A 24974-nucleotide genomic window follows, 5' to 3' on the forward strand; every position below is an offset into this window, starting at 1 on the left:
ATGCGGACCGCGCGCTCGTTCTGGCTGTTCGTCGGCCCCTTCCTGGCCGGCCTGCTGATCTTCGTGTACCTGCCCATCGGCTGGAGCGTGGTCCTCAGCCTGTTCGAGGCCTACAACACCGTCACCCCCACGGTGTTCGTCGGCCTGCGCAACTACCTCGACCTGCTCGGCAACCCCGCCTTCACCGACAGCCTCGGCACCTTCACCCTGTTCGCGGTGTTCGTCGTTCCCCTGACGTTCGTGCTGTCGCTGGGCCTTGCGCTGCTGGTCAACCAGGTGCGGGTGGCGCGGGCGTTCTTCCGCTCCGCCTTCTTCCTGCCCACCGCGTGCTCCTACGTGGTGGCCGCGCTGATCTGGAAGATGTCCATCTTCAACGGCCTCGACTACGGCTTGGCCAACACCATCCTCGGCGCCTTCGGCGTCGACGCCGTGGCCTGGACCGGCACCGTGGACCCGCCGCTGTACTGGGTCGTGCTGATCACCCTGCGCCTGTGGTTGCAGCTGGGGTTCTACATGATCCTGTTCATCGCGGGCCTGCAACGCATCCCGCAGCAGCTGTACGAGGCGGCGTGGATCGACGGCGCCACCCCCGGCTGGCAGACCTTCCGCCACGTGACCTGGCCCCTGTTGCGCGCCACCTCGGCCGCGGTCGTGCTGCTCTGCCTGATCAACGCCTACCAGGCCTTCGACGAGTTCTACAACGTCCTCGGCAATACCAGGAACTACCCACCCTACGGCCGCCCACCCCTGGTGTACCTGTACTACACCGCGCTCGGCAGCGGCGGCCAAGACCTCGGCCACGGCAGCGCGGGCGCCATCATCCTGGCCCTGATCATCGCGATCGTGACCGTGGCGCAGGCCAAGTTGTTCCGCACCGGCAGCCTGGCAGGTGACCGTGCTTAGATCGGGTATCCGCCTGGTGGCGCTGGTGATCGCCGCGCTGCTGTTCCTGCTGCCGTTCTACCTGCTGCTGCGCAACGGCCTGGCCTCCGAGGACGAGATCACCGCCCGCTCGTGGACCCTGTTCCCTCGGGAGATCCGCTGGCAGAACTTCACCGAGCTGTTCACCTCCACCGCCGCCCCCGTACTGAACAGCCTGGTCAACTCCACCCTGGTCTCGGTGCTCCAGACCGCGGGCCAGCTGCTGCTGTGCTCGATGGCGGGCTACGGCCTCGCGCGGATTCCCTACCGGCACGCCGACAAGGTGTTCTACGCCGTCCTCGCGACGCTGATGATCCCGCTGTCGGTGACGTTCGTGCCCACCTTCGTCGTGGTCTCCAGCCTCGGCTGGGTCAGCGACCTGCGCGGCCTGATCATCCCCGGCCTGTTCAGCGGCTTCACCACCTTCCTGTTCCGCCAGTACTTCCTGGCCTTCCCCCGCGAACTGGAGGACGCCGCCCGCGTCGACGGCCTCGGCTACTGGGGCACCTTCTGGCGCATCGTGGTCCCCAACTCCGGCGCCTTCTTCGCCGCCCTCGCCGTGATCAACTTCATCGCCGCCTGGAACGCGTTCCTGTGGCCGCTCATCGTCGCCCAGGATTCCTCCGCCTTCACCATCCAGGTCGCCCTGTCCACGTTCCTCAACGACCAGAACCCCCGCCTGCCCCTGCTCTTCCTCGGCGCCGCCGTCTCGATCGTCCCACCCCTGCTGATCTTCGCCTTCCTCCAGCGCTACCTCATCCGCGGCGTCACCGAAACCGGCATCAAGGGATAGGCGGCTGGGCCGATTTTGCTGATGATCAGGCCTAATGTGCAGTTCTGAGCGCTCGACTGGCGTGCGTTTTCCAGCCGTGTTCGGATGGGGCGCATGGAGATCTTGGAGGCCTTCGACATCGCGTTGGAGGAGTTCGACCGCAGGGTGCGGCAGATCGAGAACGACCAGTGGAACCGTTCGACTCCATGTGCGGAGTGGACGGTGCGCGACCTGGTCAACCACCTGACCGGCGAGCACCTGTGGGCGCCGTGGCTGCTGCGCGGCGCCACCCTGGAGGAGGTCGGCGACCGCTACAGCGGCGACGTGCTCGACGACGACCCGGTCTCGAGGTGGGAGTTCGCCGCCCGCGAGTCCCGGCAGGCCTTCCACGCGCTGGGCGCGCTGGACCACGAGGTGAACGTCAGCAGCGGCCGGATGCCCGCCGAGGACTACGCCTGGCAGATGATCACGGATCTGACCGTGCACAGCTGGGACCTGGCCCGCGGCATCGACGCCGCGACCGCCCTCGACGACCACCTCGTCACCGACGTCTACCGGCGCATCAAGCCCGAGATCGAGAACTGGCAGGACAGCAGCATCTTCGACCCGCCCGTCGAGGTCCCCGCGAACTCCGACACGCAGACCAAGCTCATCGCCCTGGTCGGACGGCGTCCCTAGACGCCGCGGACCAGCTTCGCGATGGCCGCGGTCACCTCGTCGGCCCGCTCCAGCGGCAGCATGTGCCCGGCCTTGGGCAGCACGACGGCCTCTCCCCCGCCCGTGGCGCTGACGATGATCTCCGCATGCGCCTCGGGGCACAGCTTGTCGTCGTCACCGACGATCGCGGCGACCGGGATGCCGGAGTCCTTCACCACCCGCAGAGCCGCGATCCGGTCGTAGCGGTCGAACGCGGGACGGAACATCGCCATTGTGTCGGGCCAGTTCGACCACACCATGTCCGCGGTGAGCTTCACGTCGGCGGCGGAGGGCTTGTCGCCCAACAGCCACCATTTCAGGCCCGCGGTCTTGGCGGGGGTGATCGCTGTGCGTACTGCCTTGACGATCTTGCGGCCGAAGATGCTTTCCAGGTCCTGTACGAGCTTGCCCAGCGGCTGTGGCCACTTCAGCGAGGACTCGGCCAGCTTCTTGGCCGCGGTGGCGACGAACAGCAGACCGCCGACACGCTGCTTGAGCAGCCGCGGCCGACGTTCGGATAGCGCCATCAGGGCCATACCGCCCATGGAGTAGCCGACCACGACCACCTTGCCCTCGGGTGCCAACCGCTCGATGACCTCAGCCAAGTCGTCACCGAGCTGCTCGATGGTGGCGGTCTCCTCGGTGGCGGGTCCCGACGCACCATGGCCGCGGTGGTCGTAGGTGATGATCCGCACCGGCTGGCCCACCGCGTCGGGCAGCGCTTGGACCTGCTTGTGCCAGACGCGGTGGTCGAAGGCGAAACCATGCGCGAGGACGACCGTGACGGGCGCCTCGGCGTCACCGGTGATCTGCACGTTCAGACTGGTGCCGTCCTGCAACACGAACTCGGGAGGTCCGGCATTCGGCGTATCGGGCATGGGTCCGGATTCTGGCATGCGACGAATATATTTCCCAGACCCCCGATCGACGCGATGAACGCCACTTCCCGCCTCGGCTTGCTCACCTGGATGAGCAAGCCGACGGTGTAGACCTAACACGATGCGCGTGTGTGCTGAATATCCGAGCGTGCACGGTTACAGACAACGCCGCGCGCCCCGTGCCACACTGAAGCACGCTCCGCGAAACCCTGGTGGAGCAAGCATTGGGCGACCGTGTTACCCCCACGAGGCCCAAGCCCCTGTTGGAGTTCGCCGACCAGCGAACTGGAGGCCGCTGGTCGGCGGATTCCCAGGACGTCAGCAGTTCTGCAAAAAGCGATCCAGCACCCGCACCCCGAACCGCAGCGCGTCCACCGGCACCCGCTCATCCACCCCGTGGAACAACGCGCTGAAGTCCAGGTCGGCGGGCAGCTGCAGCGGGGCGAACCCGAAGCACCGAATGCCCAGCCTGCTGAAGGCCTTGGCGTCCGTACCGCCGGAGAGCATGTAGGGAAGCATCTTCGCGCCGGGGTCCTCGGCCAGGATCGAGGCCGACATCATGTCCACCAGGTGCCCGTCGAAGGTCGTCTCCACCGCGGGCAGGTCCGCGATCCACTCCCGCTCCACATCCGGCCCCAGGATCCCGTCCAGCTCCCGCTCGAACGCCGCCTTGCGCCCCGGCAACACTCGGCAGTCCACCACGGCCTCCGCCGTGGAGGGGATGACGTTGGCCTTGTACCCGGCGTTGAGCATCGTCGGGTTGGCGGTGTCCCGAAGCGTGGCCCCGACGATCCTGGCCACGTTGCCCAGTTTGGCGACCGACCCCTCCAGGTCGTCCTCGGGGAACTCCAGCCCCGTCAACTCGCTCATCGCGGCCAGGTACTCCCGAACGGAGTCGGTCAGCACAATCGGAAACCGATGCCGTCCCAGCCGCGCCACGGCTTCCGACAGCTGGGTGACCGCGTTGTCCTCGTGCAGCATCGAGCCATGCCCCGCGCGGGCCCGAACCCGCAGCCGCAACCAGGCGATCCCCTTCTCCGCGGTCTCGATCATGTAGGCCCGGACGCCGTCCTTCACGGTGACGGAGAAGCCACCGACCTCCCCGATCGCCTCCGTGCACCCCTCGAACAGCTCCGGCCGGTTGTCGGCCAACCACTGCGACCCGAAATACCCGCCCGCCTCCTCGTCAGCGAGGAACGCGAACACCAGATCCCGCGGCGGAACGATCCCGTCCCGCTTGAAACGCCGGGCCACGGCCAACGTCATCGCGACCATGTCCTTCATGTCGACCGCGCCGCGCCCCCAGACATACCCGTCCTGGACCGCCCCCGAAAACGGATGCACCGACCACTCCGAGGCGTCGGCAGGCACCACATCAAGGTGCCCATGCACCAACAGCGCCCCCCGGCTGGAGTCAGCACCGGGCAGCCGGGCGAACACGTTGCCGCGGCCCTTCCCACCGGATTCGAGGTAGGTGACCTCATAACCGACGTCGGAAAGCCGCTCGGCCACATACTCGGCGGCCGCCCGCTCCCCCACCACGGTGCCCTGTTCCCCGGTGTTCGTGCTGTCGATGCGGATCAGCTCACTGGCGATCCCCACCACCTCACCGACTGCGGTCTCGACTCCGGCCTGCCGATACGTCATGTTCGGGTTCACGCCCCTTTCCTACCATCGCGCACCCGCTACCCCCCGTTCGCCGTACTCCATGAACGGAATGAACAGAACTGTTTTCATGACCGAATCGGTGACCCCAGCCCTGCCCCCGCCCACCATGACCCGATCCGGCATCAACGCCGATGTTCGGGCGAAGGGCTGCACATGCGGAAACTCCGATTGGCGGCGGCGGTATTCCTGCTGCTCACCTCGTGCGGCGCCCCCGCCGCCCAGTTCCCGTCCAGCACCCTGTACGTGATGGTGCCCGCGTCCCCCGGAGGCGGCTGGGACCTCACCGGCCGCGCCGTCCAAGAAGCCATCGAGGACGCCAAACTCACCGACCAACAGGTCGAGCTCTACCACGTCTCCGGCCTAGCAGGCATGCTCGGCCTCTCCGAACTGGCAGACCACCGCGGCAACCCTCACCAACTCATGGTCACCGGCCTGGTGATGGTAGGCGGCATCGTGGTCAACAAAGCGGACGTCAACCTGACCCAAACCACCCCCATAGCCACCCTGACCGCCGAACCCGAAGCAATCCTCGTCCCGGCGAAATCCAAGTACACGACCCTGCAACAGCTGATCACCGACTGGCGAGCCGACCCCACCGCGATGAAGTGGGGCGGCGGCTCCCTCGGCGGCACCGACCACATCCTGGTAGGCCTCCTCGCCGAGGCCGCCCGCATCAACCCCACCGCCGTCAACTACGCGGAGTACGCAGGCGGCGGCGAAACCAAGCAAGCCCTCATGAACGGCACCATCCCCGTCGCCGTAGGCGGCGCCAGCGAATACAAGGACCTCCTGGACACCGGAAAAGCCCGCCTCCTCGCCTACTCCGGCGGCCCCCAAACCCCCACCATCAAAGACGCAGGCTACGACGTAGAACTCATGAACTGGCGCGGCCTGGTAGCCCCACCCGACCTAACCCCACCCCAACGCACCGCGTTAACCACCCTGATCGACCGCATGCACAAATCCGCCCCCTGGCAACGCACCGTAGCCGCCCACAACTGGCAAGACTTCTACAAGTCCGGCCCCGAAGCCACCACCTTCATAGCCTCCGAAACCACCCGCATCCAAACCATCCTCCACCGCTCCGGCATAGGCTGACCACCCCGATTTGGGCCCCCCAAAGTCGATCAGCTACGCTATCCAGGCACAACAACCCGCAGGTCCGAGTGGCGGAATGGCAGACGCGCTAGCTTGAGGTGCTAGTCCCCGTTTAAGGGGGTGGGGGTTCAAGTCCCCCCTCGGACACACTCGCTAAACACACGCGGAGAGGTCGTCACGTCGACGAACTCTTTTTGTTTGTCATAACGCAGCTCAAGCCGCAGCTCCGCGTACAGCTTCTCCAGCCGCTCAGGCTTCGCCTGCTTGATCACCGCCCCAACGTCACCGAGCGAGTCGATCATGGCGTAAACCTCGGCTTCGCTCAGCGTGCTCGGGGCAGGCGCACCGCTCAACTCCGCCTGCGCCGCTGCGCGCTGCGCCTCGGCGTCGTTGATCGCCTCGACCACCGCGGGATCAACTCCCGCAGCGATGGCGTCCTGGAACCGCCGTAGCCGCGCCTCGGCGTCCACAAGCCGCCTCTTAGCGGCCTCGGCGCTCGCCGTGCTCGCGGTACCTGCTTGAGAGGCCACCAGCGCAGCCACTGTCTGATCAAGGTTTTCACGGGTGAACAGCCGCCCGATCCACTCGTTGAGCGGCGGAAGCAGGTCAGCTTCCCGCAGGTTGACCGTTCGAGGGTGATCAGCCAGAGCAGGCGATCCGGGAGCCAGCGAACGCGCCAGACACCGGTAGTAGGTGTCATGTCCGCGAATGATCGCCCCGTGCATTTTCCGTGTGCAGTACCCACACCGGACCAAGCCCCGAAGCAGATACGCACGCGTGCCGCTGCTCCGCGTCCGCTCCAGCTTCGCTCGCCCTCGCATGCCACCCGCCGCACGCGACTTGCGCAGGAACTGAGCCTGCGTGAAATCCTCCACGCTCACGATGGCCGGATGGGCAGGTTGGCGCGACCGAACGATCTGCCCCGAACCGGACCGCCGGAACCTCGTCACGTGCCCCGCCGCCACATCATCCGGGTCCAGCAAGGTCTCGTGCTTGGTCCACCGGCCGAAGATCGCGTATCCCGTGTACCGCGGATTCTCCAAGATCGCCCGAACTGTGCTGCCCTGCCAGCCGTCCGCAAGCCGATGCCGGTTCTGGTCCGGTCGCCGCGCTGAGGGGCACGGTATGCCGTCCCTGTTCAGCCCGTTCGCGATAGCCCGGTCCCCCATCCCGTACTGGTACTCGGCGAAGATCCGGCGTACCACCTCGGCGGAGGGCTCATCGACCGCCAGCACGCGCAGCCTGAAACCCTCTGCCGCCTTCCGGGGGTTTGGGATGCGGTCCTCCGTCGACAACCACATACCCGTATGGCGCCCTCCCGCCCTGGTGCCGCCCCTCGCTGAGCACCTGAGCATCCATGGCCGCGCGAACCCGAGCCTGCACATGCTGACGCTCCGACTCGCTCATCCCGCCCAGCACGCTCATCAGCATCTTGTGCGAGGGGTTCCGAGGATCGAACTTCCCGCCCAACTCCGGTACCCAGGCGTCGACGCCGTACGCGGCGAGCCGGGGCGCGATCAAAGAGAACTGGTTGCCGAACCAGCACCGCGTGCCTTCACCAACGACGATCGCATCCCAACCCCGGAGAGGGTCTTTCAGCGCGGCCAGCAACCGCTGACCTTCCCGCCGCCGCTCCCACGGCACCGACCGCGACTGACCGATATCGAAGTACTCCGCCACCACCACGCCGCCGAGAGGCTCCACGAACTTCCGCGCGTTGCCCAACTGCCAACCCAGCGACGTTTCAGGATCTTGGTTGTCCTCGGTCGAGCACCGCCCGTAGAAGGCCACCGGCCCAATCGCCACGTCAGCCGCTTCGATGACTTCGACGCCTAGCAGGTCATCCAAGGTCGCCCATGGGTCTCGGCTGATTTCAACAGTCATCTGATCTCCTTCTCGGAGGTCCGTCGACGACCGGAACCTCAGTCAGCTCGACCAGTATGGCAGCCAGTATGCAACTAACCTCCCTTGTCAACCGAGGAATCTCCTCCGGAACGCGGACTTCGATCTCGGCCCAACCCGGCTCCTGCTCGCTCATGACTGCTCGTCTCCGAGGTCAGCCTGCGAGCCGATTTCATCAGAAACGCGCTGCACAGCGTCGCGAATCTCCGCCGTCAGGTAGCCGCGGACACGCCGCACACCGTCGCCGTCCTCGGCCGACACGTACTGCCGTGTCGGTCGACAGCCCAGCTCGCCCATCTGCCGCGCGAACGCGGTGGCCTCCACTTCGAGCGCTTCGACCAGCTCAGCGGTAGGCACGAAGTCGCGCCCGCCCCGGTCGAGATCCTCGCCGAGGTGTTCCACGACCGCCGCCAACGGTTCCGGCAGCTCAACCACCTCACCGGTTGCCAAATTGGCAACGTTCGCCGCGCCTGATCCCAGCGCCTTGACCACACTGGCGGCATCAATGGCGCGGCGGGTGTCGTCGCCGGCCGCGTGACCGGCCAACGTTCCGGCAGACTCCCGCAGCGCACGGCCGCGAGCGCAGATCTCCCGCCAGTCAGAGTTCGGCATGAAATAGGTCCGCACGGTTAGCGCGAGCATGTCCGCGCCTGCGTCCGTCTCACCGTCCGGCCGCAGGATGCCGACCCCCTTGTGACTCGGCAGCAGCGTCGAAGCGTCGTACCCACGCGTGTTCATCTGCTCGCCCAGCACGATGTTGGAATCGCGCCAGTCCATCACCCGCAGCGCGAACCGCGAGCCAAGCACCGCCCGCAGGCGCGACGGGATCGTGTTCGAGTCCGGCCGCTGAGTGGCCAGGATGACGATGATCCCCGCCGCCGGTCCCTTCCAAACCAGGTACGTCAGCAGATCGGCGATGTACTCGCCGAGGGTCATCTTCTTCCCACCGACCTGCTCACGGGTCAGGTTCTCCAAGAACACCTGAACCTCATCGATGATCACCGCCGTGATCGGCATCCCAAGTTGTGTATCCCGCGAGATCGTCGGCGTGATCTTCGATTCCGGGCAGATCTCGTCATCCAAAGTGGACATCCGCATGTACCGCGCCTGGACCTCGGCGACCAGCTCCACGAGGTAATCCCGGACCGCCTCGGCGTCTTCGAGCTGATCACCACAGACGTAGCGGTAGGCAACCTGCTCGGCAGCCTCCCAGTCCTTTCCGCCCTTGCCGTCGAAGACGTACAGCCGCGTGAATGGGTCCAGAATCAAACCGCCCGCTGCCAGCCGAGTAGCGAAGGTCTTGCCCTGCCGCGGGATCGCGCCGACCAAGAGCGACGTCCACACGAGCGGTAGATCAATCCGCCGGTTCCGCGCGTCCCGGCCGAAAGGCACTGGCCGCCATGCATCCCAGTGCTGAACGTCAAGCAGCGGTGTCCGCATCGGCGGAGCCGTGTATGGGTCTTCGTCCGCCACCCACAGAAATACCCGCCCAGCGTGTCCGCCTCGGCCGCGCACCCGCTCCACGATGAGCTGAACCTCATCGACCGCGAGCGCCGAGGCGAGCGCATCCCGATGCTTGATCACGTCTGCGGCCTTCCGCGTCGCCGGAAGGTCAACCGTGATCGCCCAGCCATCGCCAACGCGAGCAGCTCGCTCCACCAGTCGCAGCGCCTCGTCCTTGCCGATCAGCTTCGCGTCCCGGAACGCGTCTACCAACACCTGTGGGTCCATGGTCCACGTCAGCGTCCGCGGACCGGCGAGCACGGCTTTCCGACCCGGTGAACCGTCCTTCTGCCGCCCAGCGAAGGCGAGCACCACCGAGGCAACCGCCGCAGCAGCCCACAGCACCAGCTCGCCGTAGAGCAGGTTCGCCAAGACCACCGCGCCAAGTACGACCGCCGACACGATCCCGGTCACCCGCCACCGGAACAGGGTCAGCTCGCGGATCTCCACGAACTTGTCCGCAAGCTTCTCCGACTGCTCAGCGGCCTCGCGATAGTCGAGCACCCGCACCCACCGGCGCCACATCCGAACGACGACCACCAGGCCGCGCCCCACCGCACCGAGGTACCGGAACGGCGACCGCAACAACCACTCGACGGCATCCATCGCCGCCTCCCCGGCAGCCTGCCGCGACTTCAGCGCACCAGGCACCCGCCGTGAACGCTCCCACCAACTCCGCACCCGACGCCCGACCGGTTGCCGCGCAGCTATCGGCTGCTCGTCAACCAGCTCCCCGTCGTACACGGGGTCGGCGCGGACAACTTCCCGCGACGCCACAGGCACCGGCAGACCGTCCATGTCCGAAGCCCCGTTCATGAACGCACCCCGCCCTCGGCGAGCAACGCGGCGGCGAGCCGGGAGGACAGCCCACGCGAGCACCCGGTCGCTTCGCGCACCCACGCTGGAGTTACGACCACATCCGGCGTCCGTGCAGCTCGCGCCGAGGCCAAGTAGTCCGCGAAGGACGTCCGCGGCGCCTTCTGCGGCTCATCGGCAGCAATCGGCTCCGCCTCCCGCTCCCCCGCGTTCATGAACGTCGCGTCGACCGCCATGCCGAGTTTCTCCCGGAGATCGGTCACCGCCTCGGCAGCCACGAACACGACCAACGGAGGCACCGAGTGCAACACCACCAGCGCGGCCGAGCCAGCCGTGAACGCCGACCAGGTGTTCATGACGTAGGTGGCCGCGAGTGTGAACCACTTCGCGTCCGCACCCACCCGCCCATCCGAACGCCGTATCGAGCGGTCACCTGCTCCGCCCGCAGGATGGCCAGCAGCACCAGCGACACCATCGGGTCGAGCAGCCACGCCGCAGACCAGGCCAACGACCACGCAACCGAGCCAGCCGCCGCGAACTGCTGGACGTTGGTCATGGTGAACGCCAACCCGAGCAGGATGCCGGTCCAGCACAGTCGGTCCACCTGCACCGCCACCCGAGCCACCGGCTCCGACCCACCCGGCCGGGCAGGCGGCCGAAGCCGCCCACCCTTCGCCGATCCGTTCATCGTCGATCACCGCCCCGCCGCTGCTGGGGAATGTCGTACGTCGTCACCGTCAACGCCTTGGTGAGCGTGTAGGCCGCGAACAGCGCAGGCAGCCCCAGCACCGCGAGCAGCGCCCACTTACTGCCGCCATAGCTGATCACCACCCACTGCACGCAGACGATCAGCGCAGCATTGAAGCCAACGCGTCCGGCCAGCGACATCAAGTGAGCACCGCTCCGAGCAGCGGCAGCCGCCGCCTTTGCCCGGCGAGCACCCGCCCGCCATGCCCAGAACAAGACGAGCAGCACACCCACCCCCGCCATGAGCTGAGTAGGAGTCAGGCTGACCGCGTTCATGAACGCTCACCTCCCTCACGGGAGCGCCGTTCACGCCAGACCTGAAACAACGCGCGTCGGTCCTCTTCGGACAGACCGCCGCACGCACCTACCGTGTGCTCACCAGCGGCTCGCAGTTCCAATTCCAAACACTCATCGAGCACCGGGCAGCCCGCGCAGATCCGCGCGGCCAACTCCCGATCGGTCATAACCTCGTCCTGCCACGGCGGCTGCTCATCGAGCACCCAAGAGCAGGTTCCGTCCCGCAGCACCAGGCCGAGCAGCACGGCGTCGGGTACCAGTCGCAGCCGGTCCAGCCGCCGAGCAATGTCAATCAGCCAAGACTCGTCGCCGGAGGTCATACGCCACCCCCGGGAGTCCCGCGTTGTTCGGAGGGCACCCCGAGCAGTCGAGCAAGCGCGCTCGCGGGAATCACGACCGCACCGTTACGAGGAACCGCAGGCAGCGTTCCAACTCGAATCGCTCGCGAGACAGCCGCAGGCGAGACGTTGAGAATCCAGGCGACCTCCCGCACGGAGTAGAAAGCAGGCCGCAGTGATTTGCTATTGCGAATACACATGAGTAGAGTCCTTCGATCATGAAAATGCTGATTTCAGCGATTTTCGATTGATTTCGGCTCAAGAAAGACGTGGGGAATCACCAGCGCGACCAAGCCGCGCCGTGTCAGCACGATGAATTGCCAGAAACCGCTAATCTCGGCGCCGAGGCGGAGCGCGGAGGAATAGGTGACGGAAGATTGGGCAGCAGTCTCGAAGGCAATCAACCAGCGCGTGAGCGAGCTCGGTTGGCGTCAGCGCGAACTCGCTGAGCGCTCGCACGTCTCGCTGGCCATCGTCCGCGAGATCCAGCACAACACCGTCGAACGCCGCCGCAGCCCGCGGACCCTGGAGTCCCTGTCGCTCACCCTCGGCTGGCACCCGCAACACCTGCAATCCGTGCTGCACGGCCAAGAACCACCAGCCCCCGACGATCCGGTGATCGACGGCCGCAACGCGGTCTGGGCTCGCCTGGACACCCTCGAAGAGCGCCTGGTCGAGATCACGGAAGCCCTCAACGGCCTCAAATCCGATCTCGCAACTGTGATCGAACATGTCCGCAAGTCCCGGTAGTACCGAGGTTTTCCGGCTGCTGAAGCGGCTGTTTTCCATGGCTCCAATTCCAGCCGGAAAGCAGCTGACAAACCATGCACGACCAGCGCATATCCACTGCACAACCAGTGCACCTTCAATGCAAATCCCAATTCCGGGGGCCACGGAATGAGATTGCTGGACGGCTGGACAGGCAAAACCGCGTGTGCACTACAAGCGGCGCTCCGCATGAGCAACGAGGCGTTCGCCGACCACTTGGATGTCAGCACCCGCGCAGTCGCGAACTGGCACCAGAAACCCGACCTCCGCCCGAAGTCGGACATTCAGCAACTGCTCGATACCGCCCTGGAACGCGCATCCGCCTCGGCGAAGGAGCGCTTCGAGAAGCTCGCCGCTGACGCCCTCGACATCGCCCCTGACCCCGGAAGCAGCGCCAGCGTGCAACACGACCAGGCCGCAGCCGAGGCGGCAGCCCGCAGGCTCAACGACGACCCCAACATCGGCGCTGCCCTGGGCTGGCTGGACGAACACGCCGGTTGGCCAACAGGCACCGCCTTTCGCGATGTGGCGTCCCGCATAGCAAGGCTCGACCTCGGCGAACTGTTGGAGCGCGGTCGCCGCCGAGGCCGAATCAACCAACGCGAGGTCGCCGAGGCACTCGCCGAGTACTACGCAGATCGCCCCGTGTCCCACGGTCTGTACGGCGCCCACTACGAGGGCGACAACGAGGTCTCCACCAGCATCCTGACCCGCCCAGAGTGGTTGGACCTCGAATGCACACTGGCGCCGGCGACCGACCGCATCAAGCTCACGCCCAGGCTGACGAACGGCCACATCCTGGACGAGCAGGCCGCGGGCTTGGCGGCTCAACGCATCGCCGAAACCCTCGCGCTAGGCATTCGCTTCGTGGATATGCCGCTCTACCGTCTCCGCGAGATCAACCCGAGCAAGGGCATGCTCAGCGGCTCAGCAGAGGTGGGCCACTTCCTGCACTACGCCCTGACCGTCGACCTGCTCGAAGGCGAGCTGATAGACGCTCTAGCCACAGGAACCCCGCCCCGACCGGGCAGCCTCCCCCTGCGAAACCACCACCTACCCGACGCCGCGTCGGTGCTCGACCTCCGCAACCGCCTCTGCGGCGGCGGAGCTCTAGCCCTCTGCGCCATCGCCCGCCCCGAAAACCCCTTGACCGGCGCAGGGGACTACCTCCTGCTGGTCCAGGAACGATCCGGTCACGTCGTCAACGCCGCTGGCCGCCTGGCCGTGATCCCCAAAGGCTTCCACCAGCCGCTGACAGACTTCCGCGCCGACCTCCAAATCGGCGGCACAATCCGCCGAGAAATGGAAGAAGAACTCTTCGGCCGAAACGACATAGACACCACAGTCGGTGCACTCCGAGCAGCCGACCCCATGCACCCCGCGAGGCTCTCCGAACCCATGCGCTGGCTCATGGAACGTCCCGGCCGCCTCAGAATGGAATGCACAGCCTTCGGCCTCAATGTGGTCAGCGGCAACTACGAGTTCGCCTCGCTTGTCGTGGTAGAAGACGAAGATTTCTGGTACCGCTTCGGCGGCCAAATAGAAGCAAACTGGGAAACAGCATCAATCCGCCAATACTCCAGCCTGGACCGCGAGCTGCTGACCGAACTGATCAGTGATGTAACCTGGAGCAACGAAGGACTGTTCGCGTTCCTCCAAGGACTGCGGCGACTGATCCAAATCGGCGGCATCCGGGTCGACCTACCGGCGATCGAATGGAAGGTAAGTTAGTTGAGCAATTGGCACTACGGAAACGCCGCTGACGACGGTCGCGACACCCGCGGATGGCTGCTCGGCCATTTCATCGACCCATCGGAAGGCATCCGCTTCACGAAGGATGTCGAAGTCAAGTGGGGCATCCACCCGGCCGGGGACAAGCGTCCCGAGTGGACATCAGACGACCAGCGCACGACCATGGTCCTGTTGGTACAGGGCAACTTCCGCGTCGACCTGACCGAAGGCCCCGCAGCCCTGACCCGCCAAGGCGACTACGCGGTCTGGGGTCCAGGCATCGATCATTCATGGGAGGCCATCGAGGACTCCGTAGTGATCACTGTGCGTTGGCCATCAGCGTCCTGATCAGGCCTTCACCTCCCACTCGATAATCGGCAGTTTCACGCGGCTTCCGCCGATCTCCCCCAATCGCCGAACGCCCTGGAGAAAGGCAAACAACCCTTCATTACTCCACGATTCGTCATGGGCAAGGTCACCCAACATCTGGCAGTCCAAGCTGGAGTAGACGCGTAGCCCAGACGATTCCCAGTTCGCTTCAATCTGCCCGCCGAAACGAGTCCAAAACTCGTCGTCCTCGATGACGGCCAGTGAAGCGAACTCATAGTTTCCACTCACAAGATTCAGGCCGAAACCGGTGCACTCCAACCTGAGACGACCGGGTTTCCCCATCAGCCACCGCATCGGCTCGGACAGCCTGCTCGGGTGCATCGGCGCGGCAATGCGAGGATCATTTATCGTGCAGTCAACCTCAACACGACCGAAAAGCTCCTCCTCCATTTCCCGCCGCAATGTGGCGCCCACTCGCGCGTCAACCCGCAAATCGTTCAGCGGCTCGTGGAAGCTCTTCGGAATGACTGCAAGCTGACCGGATGCATTGAGAACGTGGCCTGACCGTTCTTGCACCAAAAGCGCGTAGTCAGCCGGTCCCCGGTAAGGATCAGACGGCCGGGCAACCGCACACAGCGCAAGCACACCACCCGCACACAACCGACCAGACAGGTCGAGCACAGAAGCCGCGTCCGGCAGATACCTATCCCTCAGCGGCAGGCCACCAGGCAGCACCTCGGCATCGGCAACGACGGCATCGGCCAACTCGCTTTCAAGCAGGTCCATCGTCAAGGCGTACTCAACGAACGGAACCAACCCGACTGTTCCCCGGATGGCATCCGCCGCGAGGTCGATATCGAGCAGCCGATACAGCGGACCATCGGTAAGCCGCACATTCAGCGCAGCCGCCTCAACAAGCCGCTCTACCGCATGGCGGGTGCTGACGTCCCCGCGAGCAGCCTGACGCCGTTGCTCCCCGCTGAGCAGAGCGAGCTGGTCGTTATCCGCCGTCAGCGGGCAGGCCACGTCCAGCCACTCCGGCCGGGTGACAATGCTGGTTCCGATCTCCCGACCCCGGTGCCGAACGCAGTAGGCCCCGTACCCCGGCGCCCAGTCCCGGTAGTAGCCAGCGAGAGCCTGTGACAGCCGACTCCGGCCAACCTTTGTCCTCCACGCCTGCCGATCGAGCAACTCGGTTGAGTCGACGGTCCTCACGCGGGATCTGACATCTCGTTGAGTCGTCCCCGGCAGCCAACCAGCACACTCGTCAAGCCACCCGAACGCACCACCAAGGGCAGCGCTCCGGCAGTCGGTCGAGTCGCCCGCAGGGGTTGGAACCTTCCCGTTCCTCGGTTGCGAAAGCAGTTCGTCCATATCGACGCCAAGAATGCGTTCGAGCAGCCGCGCGGTTGCCGGCCGTACAGCACCGAGCGGCTTCCCGTTGGGACCGCACCCGGCGATCAATCGCTGTAGATGCCGCACGCTGAGCGTTGCGGGTTCCCCATGCTCACGCGCGAACACCTCGGCGTACTCGGCGAACTCTTCGAGAGTCAGCCGCCGCTCTTTGATCTTCTGTTCGAGCACTGTTCGGAACGTGCGCATCGGTGCCTCTTCCCGCCCGCGCTAGGGAATCTCTTCCATGTCGTCAGCATGTCGTGCCTACGGCGTTCCGCTGACCGAATGCTGATGAAAGCATGATTTCAGTTTGACACAGACCACTGCCGAAGAGGTCAGTCAAACCGTCCGGCGGCGGGGGACAGCTTCCGCGTCCGCCTCAACCCGCCCCGGACCGTCCGAACTTCGGCCGGGCGTCGCGCCCCCCGACCGCGGCGCCCGGCCGATCCGCTCCTGGCCGAGGCTCGGACTCCGGACCGTCAGCTCCCCCGGAGTCCGCACGGGGACCGGCGCGTTGTGGTCGCAGGCGACGGCCTCCCCTCCGCGCCGGTCCCACACCCAAAACCGCAACGGGTCTGCCGGTTCACGATCGATCGTGAACCGGCAGACCCGTTCTGTGTCCCTAGACGCGACTGACCGGCAACTCCGAGGAACGCGGCCGGGGCACCCGAACAAGGCAGCCGAAGCACGGCATGCCTTCGATCTCCTGAAGGACGTGGACCTCGGCAAAGTCGAGCACATCCCCACACAATGCCGTCGGCACAGCAGGTACCGAGCCGTCGACCAGCACAGGCACGATGTGCACGACGCGCCGGCTCTCGCCGACGACACCCTTCCGCAGCCGCACCAAGAGCAGCGGAAGCGAGCGGTCAGCCATAAAGCCACCTGACCAAGCGAGCGAACCGACCAGGCTGGCCATGCCGCCGCCGCTCCAGATCGCGCAGCGTCGCCCGCGCACGCAGAAACGCGACGCACCGAGGGCAACAAGACCAGGGCTCTTCGGTCATCGGCGCGCTGATGACTATCGCCCCGCAGACCGCGGCGTACTCCCCCACCCCGCCAGCCATCCCGATGACCATCTCTTCATCGGTCACCGCATGCTCAACAAAGTCAGCCGCGTTCGTGATCCAAACCGTCCAGAGACGCGCGACCAGTCCGGTCCCAACATCAGGCACGATCCACACCCCTCCGAACGCCGGCAACAAGCCGAAAATCAGCTTGGTGTCGGCACGGAATTAGCGGAACGACCTACACACGCCACAACCGCGACATAAGCACAGTGGGAGCCGTAGAGGCCTGATCAGGTAGGCAGCAATGAGCGACAGGTCCACCGTCCCCTTCTGGACGGTCGCTTAAGCCTCTCGAACGCCTCTACAGGACACCCAGGACACGGTCCGCTCGACCGTCCCGACATCGAACTAGCGGCCAACATGCAGGTCAAGAGGCCAATCGGCCGTCCCTTACTAGGTGTCCCCGCGGGCCAGGCATCCGGGCCGTGTGGGACGGTCTCAACGGCAACGCTCCATCTGCCAAGCGGCGTGGCCAAGCAGTTTGCTCCACCGTCCGGTTCATTGTGGATGATGCCATCGCCAGCATGCGGATCGACGGGAAACGAACCGTGTGAGACTACCAATGAGTTCAGAGTAAGCAGTGACTTTGACGCTGGCCCAATTGCGGCGGAAGCGCCCAATCCCGCTTCGCCCTCTGCCGCATGCCACCCCGCCGCTCGCTGTGACCGGGGTGCACGTGTTGGCACGACCGAACGATCTACGCCAGACCATACCCACAAAAAATCACTTGGCCAGCAGCTACGTCGTCCAAGTCTGTCCCAGCAGGATCTCGTGCTTGGTCCAGCAGCCGGAGATCGCATATCCCGTTCACCGTGGCTTCTCAGATCCGCTGAACCGTGCTGGGGTCTGCCAAGCCCCGGCCAGCCGATCCCGGTCCTGAAACACAACTGTTATTTCAAGGTTGTCGTCACATGCTCCAGATTTGACCGCTAGTGTCTCGGCACCTGCGCTAGGTCTGCGATTACCTCCGATAGAACCTTGAGAAAGTCTGAAGACGCCAATACCTGGTCTGGGTCAGGGAACGAAGTTTCACCTGTTGGATGCGCTATGCCGTTCCGCTCCTTCATCAATGCCTCCAGCCGAGTTTTAGCTTCGACTGTGCAGTCCTTATCCGCGCCCTTGCAAAGATATGCTTTAAGGCGAGCCTGTTTGCCTAGTTCTGTCCAAGCGTCTGTGATGTTGACGCGCTTAAGTACATCCGCCAGAGTGCCGGGATTCATATTCGCGTCCGTGATGCCGAGCACCTTGGACGTGATTGATACCCCAGGTACGTCCCGTGCTGGGTCCAAGTTACTTGATAGATTGACCAGCAGTTGCTCAGCCTCAGGTAGAGTATACCCGAATCTTCCTGGATTTAGCGCAACCTCCAGTGTCTTGGTGCGCAGCTCGTTTCGCAGCCGTTCCGGCAATTCTCTATACGATGAGACTTTAGCCGCCATATCCTCGGCCAAATTGATCACTAGCTCACGAACAAAGTATTCGAATCGTCCGCAGATATACAACAGGATTGATCCCGAAAGTAACGGAAGATCGGTTCGAACCTGCGGTGCGGCACTTGCCAAGTCGATTGCTTCCGGCCACGGAACTTTAGCTTCCCGAACTTCCACGGGTGCAGAGCTTCCCGCAAAACGACGAAACTCTTTTATGAGCAGGAGCAAGTCGCGAGTTCGCTGAAGGTCTTCGTGAAACTCGCTCAAGGCGAAGCCTACTGATGTCATTCGGCGGTTACTTGCTTCCTGTGTGGAGGATTTTAGTCGCAAGTTCAACACGTTGATGGATAGCATCAATCGTATTACCGCGACCCACCAGGATTTCGTAGTCGTCGCCGTCTTCCAGGGCGTTTTTGAGTGCAGCTCGAATGTGTGACACGTTAGCTTCTATATCGATCTCAGGATGCTGGCTTAGAGCAATCATGAGTGCGTCATACAACGGCCGACTGAGACGCTTCGTATTGAGCCGGAATGTTGTATCCCCAAACACTCCTTTCAAGCGTGTGAGGCACGTTTGAAATTGTTCTGACATGGCTTCGGCGGTTTTCGCATCCACAGACGCATTCGACTCCATGTAGCGATCTAGAATTGATCGGAGCGAGCCCTTTCTATTATAGGTAATCGCATCACGGAGGGCAAAGAAACGTAGCACCAACTCTGCATCCGCCAGGGAGGCGAACAAAGGATTGCGCAGAAGTTCCTCCGTCGGCTCCCGCTCTTCGCCTTCGACGTGAGGAGGAATCCCCCATATCTCCGTGAAAGGGCTGGAGCGGGCCAGTCTGATAAGAAGCGCGTTGAAACTTCCTGGATAAAGCGCGTTCCGCAGCTCTTGAGGATTGAGCCTGGTCCCACCTGTATTCAGGCGATCAAAAAGGACATGGCGAACATCGAGCCCATCTTCTGTCTTTTCTTTTGTTTCAGCAAGAAGGACGACAGCCGGCAGACTTCGCCGAAGCAGGCCTTTTTGCAAGACTGGCGGCAATTTGCTGAAACGCATGCGGTTAAGCTCTTGCCAATATTCAAGGCCGCTTAGCGCGTACTCGTCTGATAGAAACGCGTTAATAGCTTCAAGTCGCTGACGGCCGTCAATCACTTCATACTCATTGTAATCCCGCTCGAACAAGAATATCGGCGGAACCGGAATATTCAACAAAAACGATTCGATGAGCAAAGACTTTTTTTTATTGGACCAGCGAAGTCGTCGCTGATACGAGGGACTCGTATCTATCAGCTCCTTCCCCGGTTGCAATGCATGGCGCAAATAATCTAGCTGATAATCTTTAGTTTCGCGAACTACGCGGAGTTGACTTACCGCGTACTTTTGTTCGGGATCTATAGTCCCACTGTCACGAGATGGTTCGCCATCTTCACTTTCTTGCTCGAACCATTCCTCTACATCCTCGGTTGCAATCTCGACTGGACTCGCGCTCATTGGCTCAGCATAGCTCGACTAGACCATGGAGTCGAACAACACGTTACGATGGATACGCCATGGTTTCCGCGTCCGGCTTTACAGGAAGAGGCTCCGAAGCAGGACCGCCTCGGAGCTTACCGTTACAACCGTGACCGAAGATGTGCATTGCTCGTGTTTTGCGATCCCGTGGGCACGTCCGATGACCCCTCCTCTATGGCTCAAGAGCAGCGAGTCTTCTACATGCTCCGCCAGCGTCGGGAGAACCAGGCGTGCGGTTGATGCTCCAGGTTCATGTCAGCAGGACTTGAAATCCTTGTTAGTGGCGAGCGCTATGGCTGTCGCGAGTGGTGACAATTCTGTGCTGCGCTTGGACGACGTCTTGGAGTTGGGCGGGAGTGAGCCACTGGGTGCCGCGGTGGATCATGCGGTGGCAGTTTGCACACAACAGCACGAGATCCTCCAGCCGGGTGGTTGTTTCACCAGATGCATGGAGAGGGACGACGTGGTGGCACTCGGCGTAGCCCGCCCCGCGGGGGCCGTAGGTACATTCGAAGTCGAATCCGCACACCTCGCATTCCAGGCAGCCGCGCTCAGCGAGAACCGCTTTGATCTTGCGCCTGCGCAGGCGTGGGTCACGCTCGCGGCGTAGGTGCCTGCGCTCCAGCAACCGGCCCTCCGATACCGCGTCTTCATCATTCGCCAGCTGGTCATCGTCCGGAAGGTTCGCGAACTCTCCAGTGCGAACGCCGGACCGTAGTAGGTCGGCGATCGCGTGCATCTCCTCGGGGCGTTCCAGGAACGCGGTCAGTACCTCTAGGTCCAGCTTTCCGCCGTTTGTCGGCCGTCGCTGCGAGTCAGGGTGACGTGTCGCGATATCGGCCATCTTCCGGCGCACGCTGTCCGGGCTGCGGAACCTCAGCCCTCGCACCGGGGACGGATGAATGGGCAGCGCCTGCAACAGCTCGGACAACTCCACCACCGATGGGTGCTCCGATGACAGCTCACGCCACCCATTGCAGGCGACCAGGGCGCAAGCCAGAACCAGTTCGTCCCACGCCCACGCCGGATCACGCAACGGCCGGACGCCAGCCGCGTCCCCTTCGCCGGTCAAGGCGGTCATCTCCAACACCTCAGACGCCTGGCCATCCTTGAAAAACCGGCCGAGCAACGCGTGCACTACCTCGGCTCGGGCAGTCTCGTCCGTGCGAAGCAGGTTATAGACGTCGGCAGGCAGACCGCCCAGCGGATTGTGCTCCCTGAGCCACGTCAACGGCACCGACCCATGCGCACGGGGAACGGAGTCGACTGCGTCCGGCAACTCCCACCACCCGGTGCCCTTTAAGGCGAGGAACGGGTACTCGGGCGTCGGCCTGCTGCCCGGACGCCCCAGTGCAACAAACAACGGCCGCAACTGCTCCTGCGCTTCCGCCCAGCGGACCAGCCGCGACAAACCTCGCCTCGCCCTGCCGATAGCCCACAACAACAGAATCGCCTGATGCCTCACCGGTTGATCTGGAGGACCAGCCGGATTCAGCCTCCCTACCGCGGCCACCAGATCTCCGCTTGCCACCACGTCTCGTGCCTCCCTCTGCACCCCAAACCCGCAGCTTAAGACGCAGACACGACAGACTTCGGGCGACGCGCCCCAAACGAACACGACTCGCAGTCTGGTAGGGACGCTAGAGCCAGCGTTCAAGCGCGTTCAGCGAGAGCAAGCCGTGTGGTTAGTGTGCAACTCCCCCCTCGGACACAGCCACCCGGGAGATTTCCCGGCAACATCGAGCCCCAGTTGCTCCGCTGGCCCTTGCGCCAGATTCTTTGATCATGTATTGGGCTGGCCCTGCTTGTCGTCTGCGGGGTGGCGCTCATGACCGCCCTCCCGGCTGCCCCTATCGCCGCGTCCGGTGTGCGGAGGGTCCGGCCGCTGCCGCTGGGTGAGTTGGGTGCGTTATCTGACTCAATAGAGATGGTCTACGGCATGGGCCGCATGGACCGCGACGGCCGTATCGGCGACCGGGCGGTCATCGAGGCCCTGCGGTGGCCCGCCGGTATCCGGCTGACCCTCACCGCCGTGGCCGGTTCCGTCGTGGTGCGTCCCGACCGGACGGGGGTGTTCGTGCTGCCGTCCAAGCCGTGTGTCGCGATCCCCGCGCCCGTCCGCTCCCGCTGCAACCTCATCGCCGGGGACCGGCTGCTGCTCGCGGCCGCGCCGGAGCACGGGGTGCTGGTCCTGCACACCATGGCCGCACTCGACGCCATGCTCGCCCACCACCACGCCTGGCTGTGGGGAGGCGACCAGCGATGACAACTTCTCCCGCGCTTCCGCCACCCCAGCCCGCCGAGATCGAGGCCGCCCGGCTGCTGCTGGCCCGGATGGGACTGACGCCCAACGACCTTCTCCAGGAACCAACACCGCTCAAACAGATACCCACCTTCCGGGAGTACATCCCCGCGGTCTCCGCAGGCGTCGGTGTCGGCGCCCGCAAGGCCTACGGCCCGTACTGGAACCGCATCCTCCAACACTGGGCCGACAAGCGCCTCGACGAACCCACCGCCTCCGACATCCGCCAACTGGCCGAACTGCTCAAAACCCGGGTCGTGATCCGCCGCAACGCCCGCGGCGGGCGCAGCGCCACCGAACACCTCATCGGCGCCCTGCGCTGCCTCTACCGCCACGCCGAAGACGACCAACTGATCAGCAAAGAAGCCAACCCGGCCCGCAAGGTCCCGAAACCACCCCGGCGGCGATCCACCCGACGGGCATTGCCCGCCAACCGACTGGCGGAAATCAACCACACCGCCGCGACCACCGGCAACGACCCGGCCCTGGACTGCCTCCTCCTCCGGCTCCACACCGAAACCGCCTGCCGTCGCGGCGGCGCACTCGCACTCACCTACCCCGACCTCGATCAGACCCAATGCCTGATTCGGCTCACCGAGAAGAACGGCACCGTCCGCTGGCAGCCGGTCTCCCCCACCCTCATGGCCCACCTCGTCCACCACGCCGACACCCGCGGCGCCGCCCGAGACGGCGGGCAACTCCTCCGCTACACCAGCGGCAAACCCATCACCCGCCGACGCTACGACCACCTCTGGGAACGCCTCGGACAACACCTCCCCTGGGTGGCCACCCAACAGGTCAGCACCCACTGGATCCGCTACACCACCCTCACCTTCGTCGAACGCAACTTCGGCTACGCCACCGCCCGCGAATACGCAGGCCACAGCGACAACAAAGACGCAGGCACCACCGGAACCTACGTCCGAGCCAACCTCACCGAACTCGCCCACGCCCTCTCCGCGCTCACCGGCGAACAACACCCTCTCGCCACTGATGAAACCGACTTGCTGTGAGGAGAAGCCATGTCTGAACAGAATGCTCCCCACCCGGAATCCGTGGCGTGGCCTCTCCCACCCGACGAGCTGCGGTTTTCACGGGATACACCAATGATCCCGATGATGTCGAGGAGTGGCCGAACACGCTCTCCATCGAAACCACCGAGGCAGCGCGGGGATCGGAGCCTGTTGCTCTGATACTGGTCGACACCAACTACAAAGCGACCCGCCCCGGCCCGCACCCTGTGTGGCTGACTCGCACCGACGCCATACGCGCTGCCGCCGCGTTACTGGAGAAGGTGTTGGAAGGCTATGACGACCAGTCAGTCGATGTCCCCGCTGCCGCCGACATGCTGCAGCAGCTTCTCACCATCGACAGCGTGCTGATCGATCTGCGGCAACAGCTGCAAATCGACGTCATCCCCGACATCGAAACCGCGGACTCGGACAGCAACGCCGAGCCGTGAGCTATCGCATCGCCAGCTCCGTGGACGACCACAGCAGCCCAGGGGCCAGCCTCCATCGCTCGTCCCAGTACGACCAATCGCCAACTACGCCGCCGACTGTGGCCCGCCACAGCCAGGCTGTGAACCGCAGCGTATGAAGGACCCGACACCGCGTTGCCGCAGCACCTGTGCCAACCGCTCCAGCCCCAGCCCTTCACGATCGTCCGTGGTCAATCCCAAAAGGAAACTCGGAAGTGGAGACTCCTCGCCCGCCGCCCTTTGGTACATACGGGCGAGGGCAGTGCACACAGTCTCTTGGCTGATGCCCATTCGAGCCGCAATAGCCGACTGGGAACGTTCGGCTTCGGTCAGCCGGTCGTACGGCGGTAGTCCTGCGTATTGCACCAGAACGAGCCGGCTCTGGTCGTCCAGTTGCAAAGCGTCGAGAACCAGTTGCCACCCAGAGAGCCCGATCCTCTCGTCAACCTGGTGTAGCTCGGATTCGCTGGGATCGACATCCGCACGGTCGTGCATAGCAGGCTGAACGGCTCGGTCGGCCCCGGTCTCGTTGTCCCCAACGGTGAGGTCGAGACCCAATCCTGTTCGGCCACGGTGGGGCCGGGTGGTCCGCTCATCGGCAAGGTCGCCTTGGCTGAAGGTGGCGCCGGGATAAGCCAACATCTCCTCATCGGTCGGCTCACGTCCCCAAGCGCTGCGCAGAGCGGTCCGGATGGCAGCGATCCGGTTGAACGTTTGTTGCCTGCGAGTGGGCACCGAAACCTGGTAAAGAGAGCCGGCCAGTTCTCGGCGGATGTGTTCTTCGATCCACTGGCGGAGGTACTGAGGGCCGGATCGTCTCTTCTCGTCGTAGGCCCAAATGCCTTGGGCAACTGCGGCCCTGGCCGTGTTGAACATATCGGCGAGGTCCGCCACTGCTGTCCGCTCCCGTCGTCGCGCCAGATACAGCACGACGCTGCGGACGAGTGGTTCGGCGAGAATGACAAGGTGTTGGGTCGCGATGTCTCCGGCCCTGCGGCGTGCCACCAGTCGATGGCGAGTCCGCGGGTCCGATGTCTGACTTAGACAGTGTTCCCAACTCAACCCGGATGCCAGTTTGGAACGAGTCACGAACTGGGGCGGCTTGAGGCGTCCGTTCTGCCATTGAGCTGCGTGCCGGCCGATATACAGGATGAGAAACGCCCGTCGGCCAGCCACAGCGACCGGGGCGAGTTCGGCGAGGGCATTCGTGTCGAGCCGAGTGTGTTTTGAACAGAGATCCTTCACCTCTCGGATGCTGAATGACGAAATCCTCGACTTCTTCATCGAATCGGACAACGAACTCACCACTCACGAACTGG

General features: G+C 64.3%; 24 protein-coding genes, 1 tRNA gene and 1 pseudogene. 11 read left to right on the forward strand and 15 right to left on the reverse strand.

Annotation, left to right across the window (positions count from 1 at the left end):
* The 3 genes from ACU6XJ_RS25180 (at window position 1) to ACU6XJ_RS25190 (ending at window position 2371) form a co-directional block, all read left to right on the forward strand.
* Window positions 1-903, forward strand: coding sequence for a carbohydrate ABC transporter permease (locus ACU6XJ_RS25180; RefSeq protein ID WP_476316616.1), 903 nt, complete (start codon window positions 1-3; stop codon window positions 901-903).
* Window positions 904-931: 28 nt separating this feature from the next.
* Complete coding sequence (locus ACU6XJ_RS25185; protein WP_476318625.1) at window positions 932-1714, forward strand: carbohydrate ABC transporter permease; 783 nt, start codon at window positions 932-934, stop codon at window positions 1712-1714.
* Window positions 1715-1807: 93 nt separating this feature from the next.
* Complete coding sequence (locus tag ACU6XJ_RS25190; protein WP_476316619.1) at window positions 1808-2371, forward strand: TIGR03086 family metal-binding protein; 564 nt, start codon at window positions 1808-1810, stop codon at window positions 2369-2371.
* On the opposite strand, the gene ACU6XJ_RS25195 is transcribed toward ACU6XJ_RS25190, so the two are convergent.
* The gene (locus tag ACU6XJ_RS25195) at window positions 2368-3285 is read right to left on the reverse strand and encodes an alpha/beta fold hydrolase (protein WP_476316622.1); all 918 of its coding nucleotides are present in this window, start codon (window positions 3283-3285) and stop codon (window positions 2368-2370) included. The genes ACU6XJ_RS25190 and ACU6XJ_RS25195 overlap by 4 nt on opposite strands.
* A 300-nt stretch (window positions 3286-3585) precedes the next feature.
* Window positions 3586-4914 (reverse strand): M20/M25/M40 family metallo-hydrolase, encoded by a 1329-nt coding sequence (locus ACU6XJ_RS25200; RefSeq protein WP_476318627.1) that lies wholly within the window; start codon window positions 4912-4914, stop codon window positions 3586-3588.
* A 174-nt stretch (window positions 4915-5088) separates the two neighbouring features.
* Here ACU6XJ_RS25200 and ACU6XJ_RS25205 point away from each other — a divergent pair, with 174 nt between their 5' ends.
* Window positions 5089-6033, forward strand: coding sequence for a Bug family tripartite tricarboxylate transporter substrate binding protein (locus tag ACU6XJ_RS25205; protein ID WP_476316625.1), 945 nt, complete (start codon window positions 5089-5091; stop codon window positions 6031-6033).
* A 62-nt stretch (window positions 6034-6095) separates the two neighbouring features.
* Window positions 6096-6180: transfer RNA gene (locus tag ACU6XJ_RS25210), tRNA-Leu, on the forward strand.
* On the opposite strand, the gene ACU6XJ_RS25215 is transcribed toward ACU6XJ_RS25210, so the two are convergent.
* From ACU6XJ_RS25215 to ACU6XJ_RS25245, 7 genes and pseudogenes are all read right to left on the reverse strand, one after another.
* A complete protein-coding gene (locus tag ACU6XJ_RS25215; RefSeq protein ID WP_476316628.1) occupies window positions 6162-7268 on the reverse strand; it encodes a recombinase family protein in 1107 nt (368 codons plus the stop codon). The two genes, ACU6XJ_RS25210 and ACU6XJ_RS25215, sit on opposite strands and share 19 nt — an antisense overlap.
* The gene (locus ACU6XJ_RS25220) at window positions 7252-7917 is read right to left on the reverse strand and encodes a recombinase family protein (protein ID WP_476316631.1); all 666 of its coding nucleotides are present in this window, start codon (window positions 7915-7917) and stop codon (window positions 7252-7254) included. Before ACU6XJ_RS25220 ends, ACU6XJ_RS25215 begins: the two co-directional genes overlap by 17 nt.
* 150 nt (window positions 7918-8067) lie before the next feature.
* Complete coding sequence (locus ACU6XJ_RS25225) at window positions 8068-10254, reverse strand: cell division protein FtsK (protein WP_476316633.1); 2187 nt, start codon at window positions 10252-10254, stop codon at window positions 8068-8070.
* Window positions 10251-10879, reverse strand: a pseudogene (locus ACU6XJ_RS25230) (hypothetical protein). Before ACU6XJ_RS25230 ends, ACU6XJ_RS25225 begins: the two are co-directional and overlap by 4 nt.
* A 59-nt stretch (window positions 10880-10938) precedes the next feature.
* Complete coding sequence (locus ACU6XJ_RS25235) at window positions 10939-11277, reverse strand: hypothetical protein (protein ID WP_476316636.1); 339 nt, start codon at window positions 11275-11277, stop codon at window positions 10939-10941.
* Window positions 11274-11618: a WhiB family transcriptional regulator gene (locus ACU6XJ_RS25240; protein ID WP_476316639.1), complete on the reverse strand. Its 345-nt coding sequence runs from the start codon at window positions 11616-11618 to the stop codon at window positions 11274-11276. Before ACU6XJ_RS25240 ends, ACU6XJ_RS25235 begins: the two co-directional genes overlap by 4 nt.
* Entirely contained in the window at window positions 11615-11836 is a 222-nt protein-coding gene (locus ACU6XJ_RS25245; RefSeq protein ID WP_476316642.1) for a helix-turn-helix domain-containing protein, read from the reverse strand. Before ACU6XJ_RS25245 ends, ACU6XJ_RS25240 begins: the two co-directional genes overlap by 4 nt.
* A 211-nt stretch (window positions 11837-12047) precedes the next feature.
* Between ACU6XJ_RS25245 and ACU6XJ_RS25250 the strand changes: the two genes are divergently transcribed.
* The 3 genes from ACU6XJ_RS25250 to ACU6XJ_RS25260 all read left to right on the forward strand — a co-directional run bounded on the left by ACU6XJ_RS25250 (window position 12048) and on the right by ACU6XJ_RS25260 (window position 14483).
* Window positions 12048-12386, forward strand: a complete 339-nt coding sequence (locus tag ACU6XJ_RS25250; RefSeq protein WP_476316645.1) for an XRE family transcriptional regulator — start codon at window positions 12048-12050, stop codon at window positions 12384-12386.
* Window positions 12387-12533: 147 nt separating this feature from the next.
* Window positions 12534-14135 carry a transcriptional regulator gene (locus ACU6XJ_RS25255; RefSeq protein ID WP_476316648.1) on the forward strand — a complete coding sequence of 534 codons (1602 nt, stop codon included), beginning with the start codon at window positions 12534-12536 and terminating at the stop codon, window positions 14133-14135.
* Window positions 14136-14483: a signal peptidase I gene (locus tag ACU6XJ_RS25260; RefSeq protein ID WP_476316651.1), complete on the forward strand. Its 348-nt coding sequence runs from the start codon at window positions 14136-14138 to the stop codon at window positions 14481-14483.
* On the opposite strand, the gene ACU6XJ_RS25265 is transcribed toward ACU6XJ_RS25260, so the two are convergent.
* The 5 genes from ACU6XJ_RS25265 to ACU6XJ_RS25285 form a co-directional block, all read right to left on the reverse strand.
* Entirely contained in the window at window positions 14484-16067 is a 1584-nt protein-coding gene (locus tag ACU6XJ_RS25265; protein WP_476316654.1) for a transcriptional regulator, read from the reverse strand. It lies immediately after the preceding gene.
* Between the two features lie 415 nt (window positions 16068-16482).
* Complete coding sequence (locus tag ACU6XJ_RS25270) at window positions 16483-16779, reverse strand: hypothetical protein (protein ID WP_476316657.1); 297 nt, start codon at window positions 16777-16779, stop codon at window positions 16483-16485.
* A gap of 1080 nt (window positions 16780-17859) precedes the next feature.
* Window positions 17860-18627 (reverse strand): HEPN domain-containing protein, encoded by a 768-nt coding sequence (locus ACU6XJ_RS25275; protein WP_476316660.1) that lies wholly within the window; start codon window positions 18625-18627, stop codon window positions 17860-17862.
* Between the two features lie 28 nt (window positions 18628-18655).
* Window positions 18656-19852: a DUF262 domain-containing protein gene (locus ACU6XJ_RS25280; RefSeq protein ID WP_476316663.1), complete on the reverse strand. Its 1197-nt coding sequence runs from the start codon at window positions 19850-19852 to the stop codon at window positions 18656-18658.
* Between the two features lie 298 nt (window positions 19853-20150).
* Entirely contained in the window at window positions 20151-21491 is a 1341-nt protein-coding gene (locus tag ACU6XJ_RS25285) for an HNH endonuclease (RefSeq protein ID WP_476316666.1), read from the reverse strand.
* Between the two features lie 210 nt (window positions 21492-21701).
* Here ACU6XJ_RS25285 and ACU6XJ_RS25290 point away from each other — a divergent pair, with 210 nt between their 5' ends.
* From ACU6XJ_RS25290 to ACU6XJ_RS25300, 3 genes are read left to right on the forward strand one after another with little or no spacing between them, the layout of a single operon-like run.
* Window positions 21702-22139, forward strand: coding sequence for a hypothetical protein (locus ACU6XJ_RS25290; RefSeq protein WP_476316669.1), 438 nt, complete (start codon window positions 21702-21704; stop codon window positions 22137-22139).
* On the forward strand, window positions 22136-23188 hold the full coding sequence (locus ACU6XJ_RS25295) for a tyrosine-type recombinase/integrase (protein ID WP_476316672.1): 1053 nt from the start codon (window positions 22136-22138) through the stop codon (window positions 23186-23188). The genes ACU6XJ_RS25290 and ACU6XJ_RS25295 overlap by 4 nt, the downstream gene beginning before the upstream one ends.
* Window positions 23189-23235: 47 nt before the next feature.
* A complete protein-coding gene (locus ACU6XJ_RS25300; protein ID WP_476316675.1) occupies window positions 23236-23637 on the forward strand; it encodes a hypothetical protein in 402 nt (133 codons plus the stop codon).
* Window positions 23638-23721: 84 nt separating this feature from the next.
* Here ACU6XJ_RS25300 and ACU6XJ_RS25305 read toward each other — a convergent pair whose 3' ends face one another.
* The gene (locus tag ACU6XJ_RS25305; RefSeq protein WP_476316678.1) at window positions 23722-24951 is read right to left on the reverse strand and encodes a sigma-70 family RNA polymerase sigma factor; all 1230 of its coding nucleotides are present in this window, start codon (window positions 24949-24951) and stop codon (window positions 23722-23724) included.
* Window positions 24952-24974 lie beyond the last annotated feature (23 nt).

Source organism: Actinorectispora metalli (assembly GCF_056323685.1).

Coding starts and splice junctions, on each gene's coding strand:
- ACU6XJ_RS25180 (WP_476316616.1), top strand. CDS start 1: ATGCGGACCGCGCGCTCGTTCTGGCTGTTCGTCGGCCCCTTCCTGGCC.
- ACU6XJ_RS25190 (WP_476316619.1), top strand. CDS start 1,808: ATGGAGATCTTGGAGGCCTTCGACATCGCGTTGGAGGAGTTCGACCGC.
- ACU6XJ_RS25195 (WP_476316622.1), bottom strand. CDS start 3,285: ATGCCAGAATCCGGACCCATGCCCGATACGCCGAATGCCGGACCTCCC.
- ACU6XJ_RS25200 (WP_476318627.1), bottom strand. CDS start 4,914: ATGACGTATCGGCAGGCCGGAGTCGAGACCGCAGTCGGTGAGGTGGTG.
- ACU6XJ_RS25205 (WP_476316625.1), top strand. CDS start 5,089: ATGCGGAAACTCCGATTGGCGGCGGCGGTATTCCTGCTGCTCACCTCG.
- ACU6XJ_RS25220 (WP_476316631.1), bottom strand. CDS start 7,917: ATGACTGTTGAAATCAGCCGAGACCCATGGGCGACCTTGGATGACCTG.
- ACU6XJ_RS25225 (WP_476316633.1), bottom strand. CDS start 10,254: ATGAACGGGGCTTCGGACATGGACGGTCTGCCGGTGCCTGTGGCGTCG.
- ACU6XJ_RS25235 (WP_476316636.1), bottom strand. CDS start 11,277: ATGAACGCGGTCAGCCTGACTCCTACTCAGCTCATGGCGGGGGTGGGT.
- ACU6XJ_RS25240 (WP_476316639.1), bottom strand. CDS start 11,618: ATGACCTCCGGCGACGAGTCTTGGCTGATTGACATTGCTCGGCGGCTG.
- ACU6XJ_RS25245 (WP_476316642.1), bottom strand. CDS start 11,836: ATGTGTATTCGCAATAGCAAATCACTGCGGCCTGCTTTCTACTCCGTG.
- ACU6XJ_RS25255 (WP_476316648.1), top strand. CDS start 12,534: ATGAGATTGCTGGACGGCTGGACAGGCAAAACCGCGTGTGCACTACAA.
- ACU6XJ_RS25265 (WP_476316654.1), bottom strand. CDS start 16,067: ATGCGCACGTTCCGAACAGTGCTCGAACAGAAGATCAAAGAGCGGCGG.
- ACU6XJ_RS25270 (WP_476316657.1), bottom strand. CDS start 16,779: ATGGCCAGCCTGGTCGGTTCGCTCGCTTGGTCAGGTGGCTTTATGGCT.
- ACU6XJ_RS25280 (WP_476316663.1), bottom strand. CDS start 19,852: ATGAGCGCGAGTCCAGTCGAGATTGCAACCGAGGATGTAGAGGAATGG.
- ACU6XJ_RS25290 (WP_476316669.1), top strand. CDS start 21,702: ATGACCGCCCTCCCGGCTGCCCCTATCGCCGCGTCCGGTGTGCGGAGG.
- ACU6XJ_RS25295 (WP_476316672.1), top strand. CDS start 22,136: ATGACAACTTCTCCCGCGCTTCCGCCACCCCAGCCCGCCGAGATCGAG.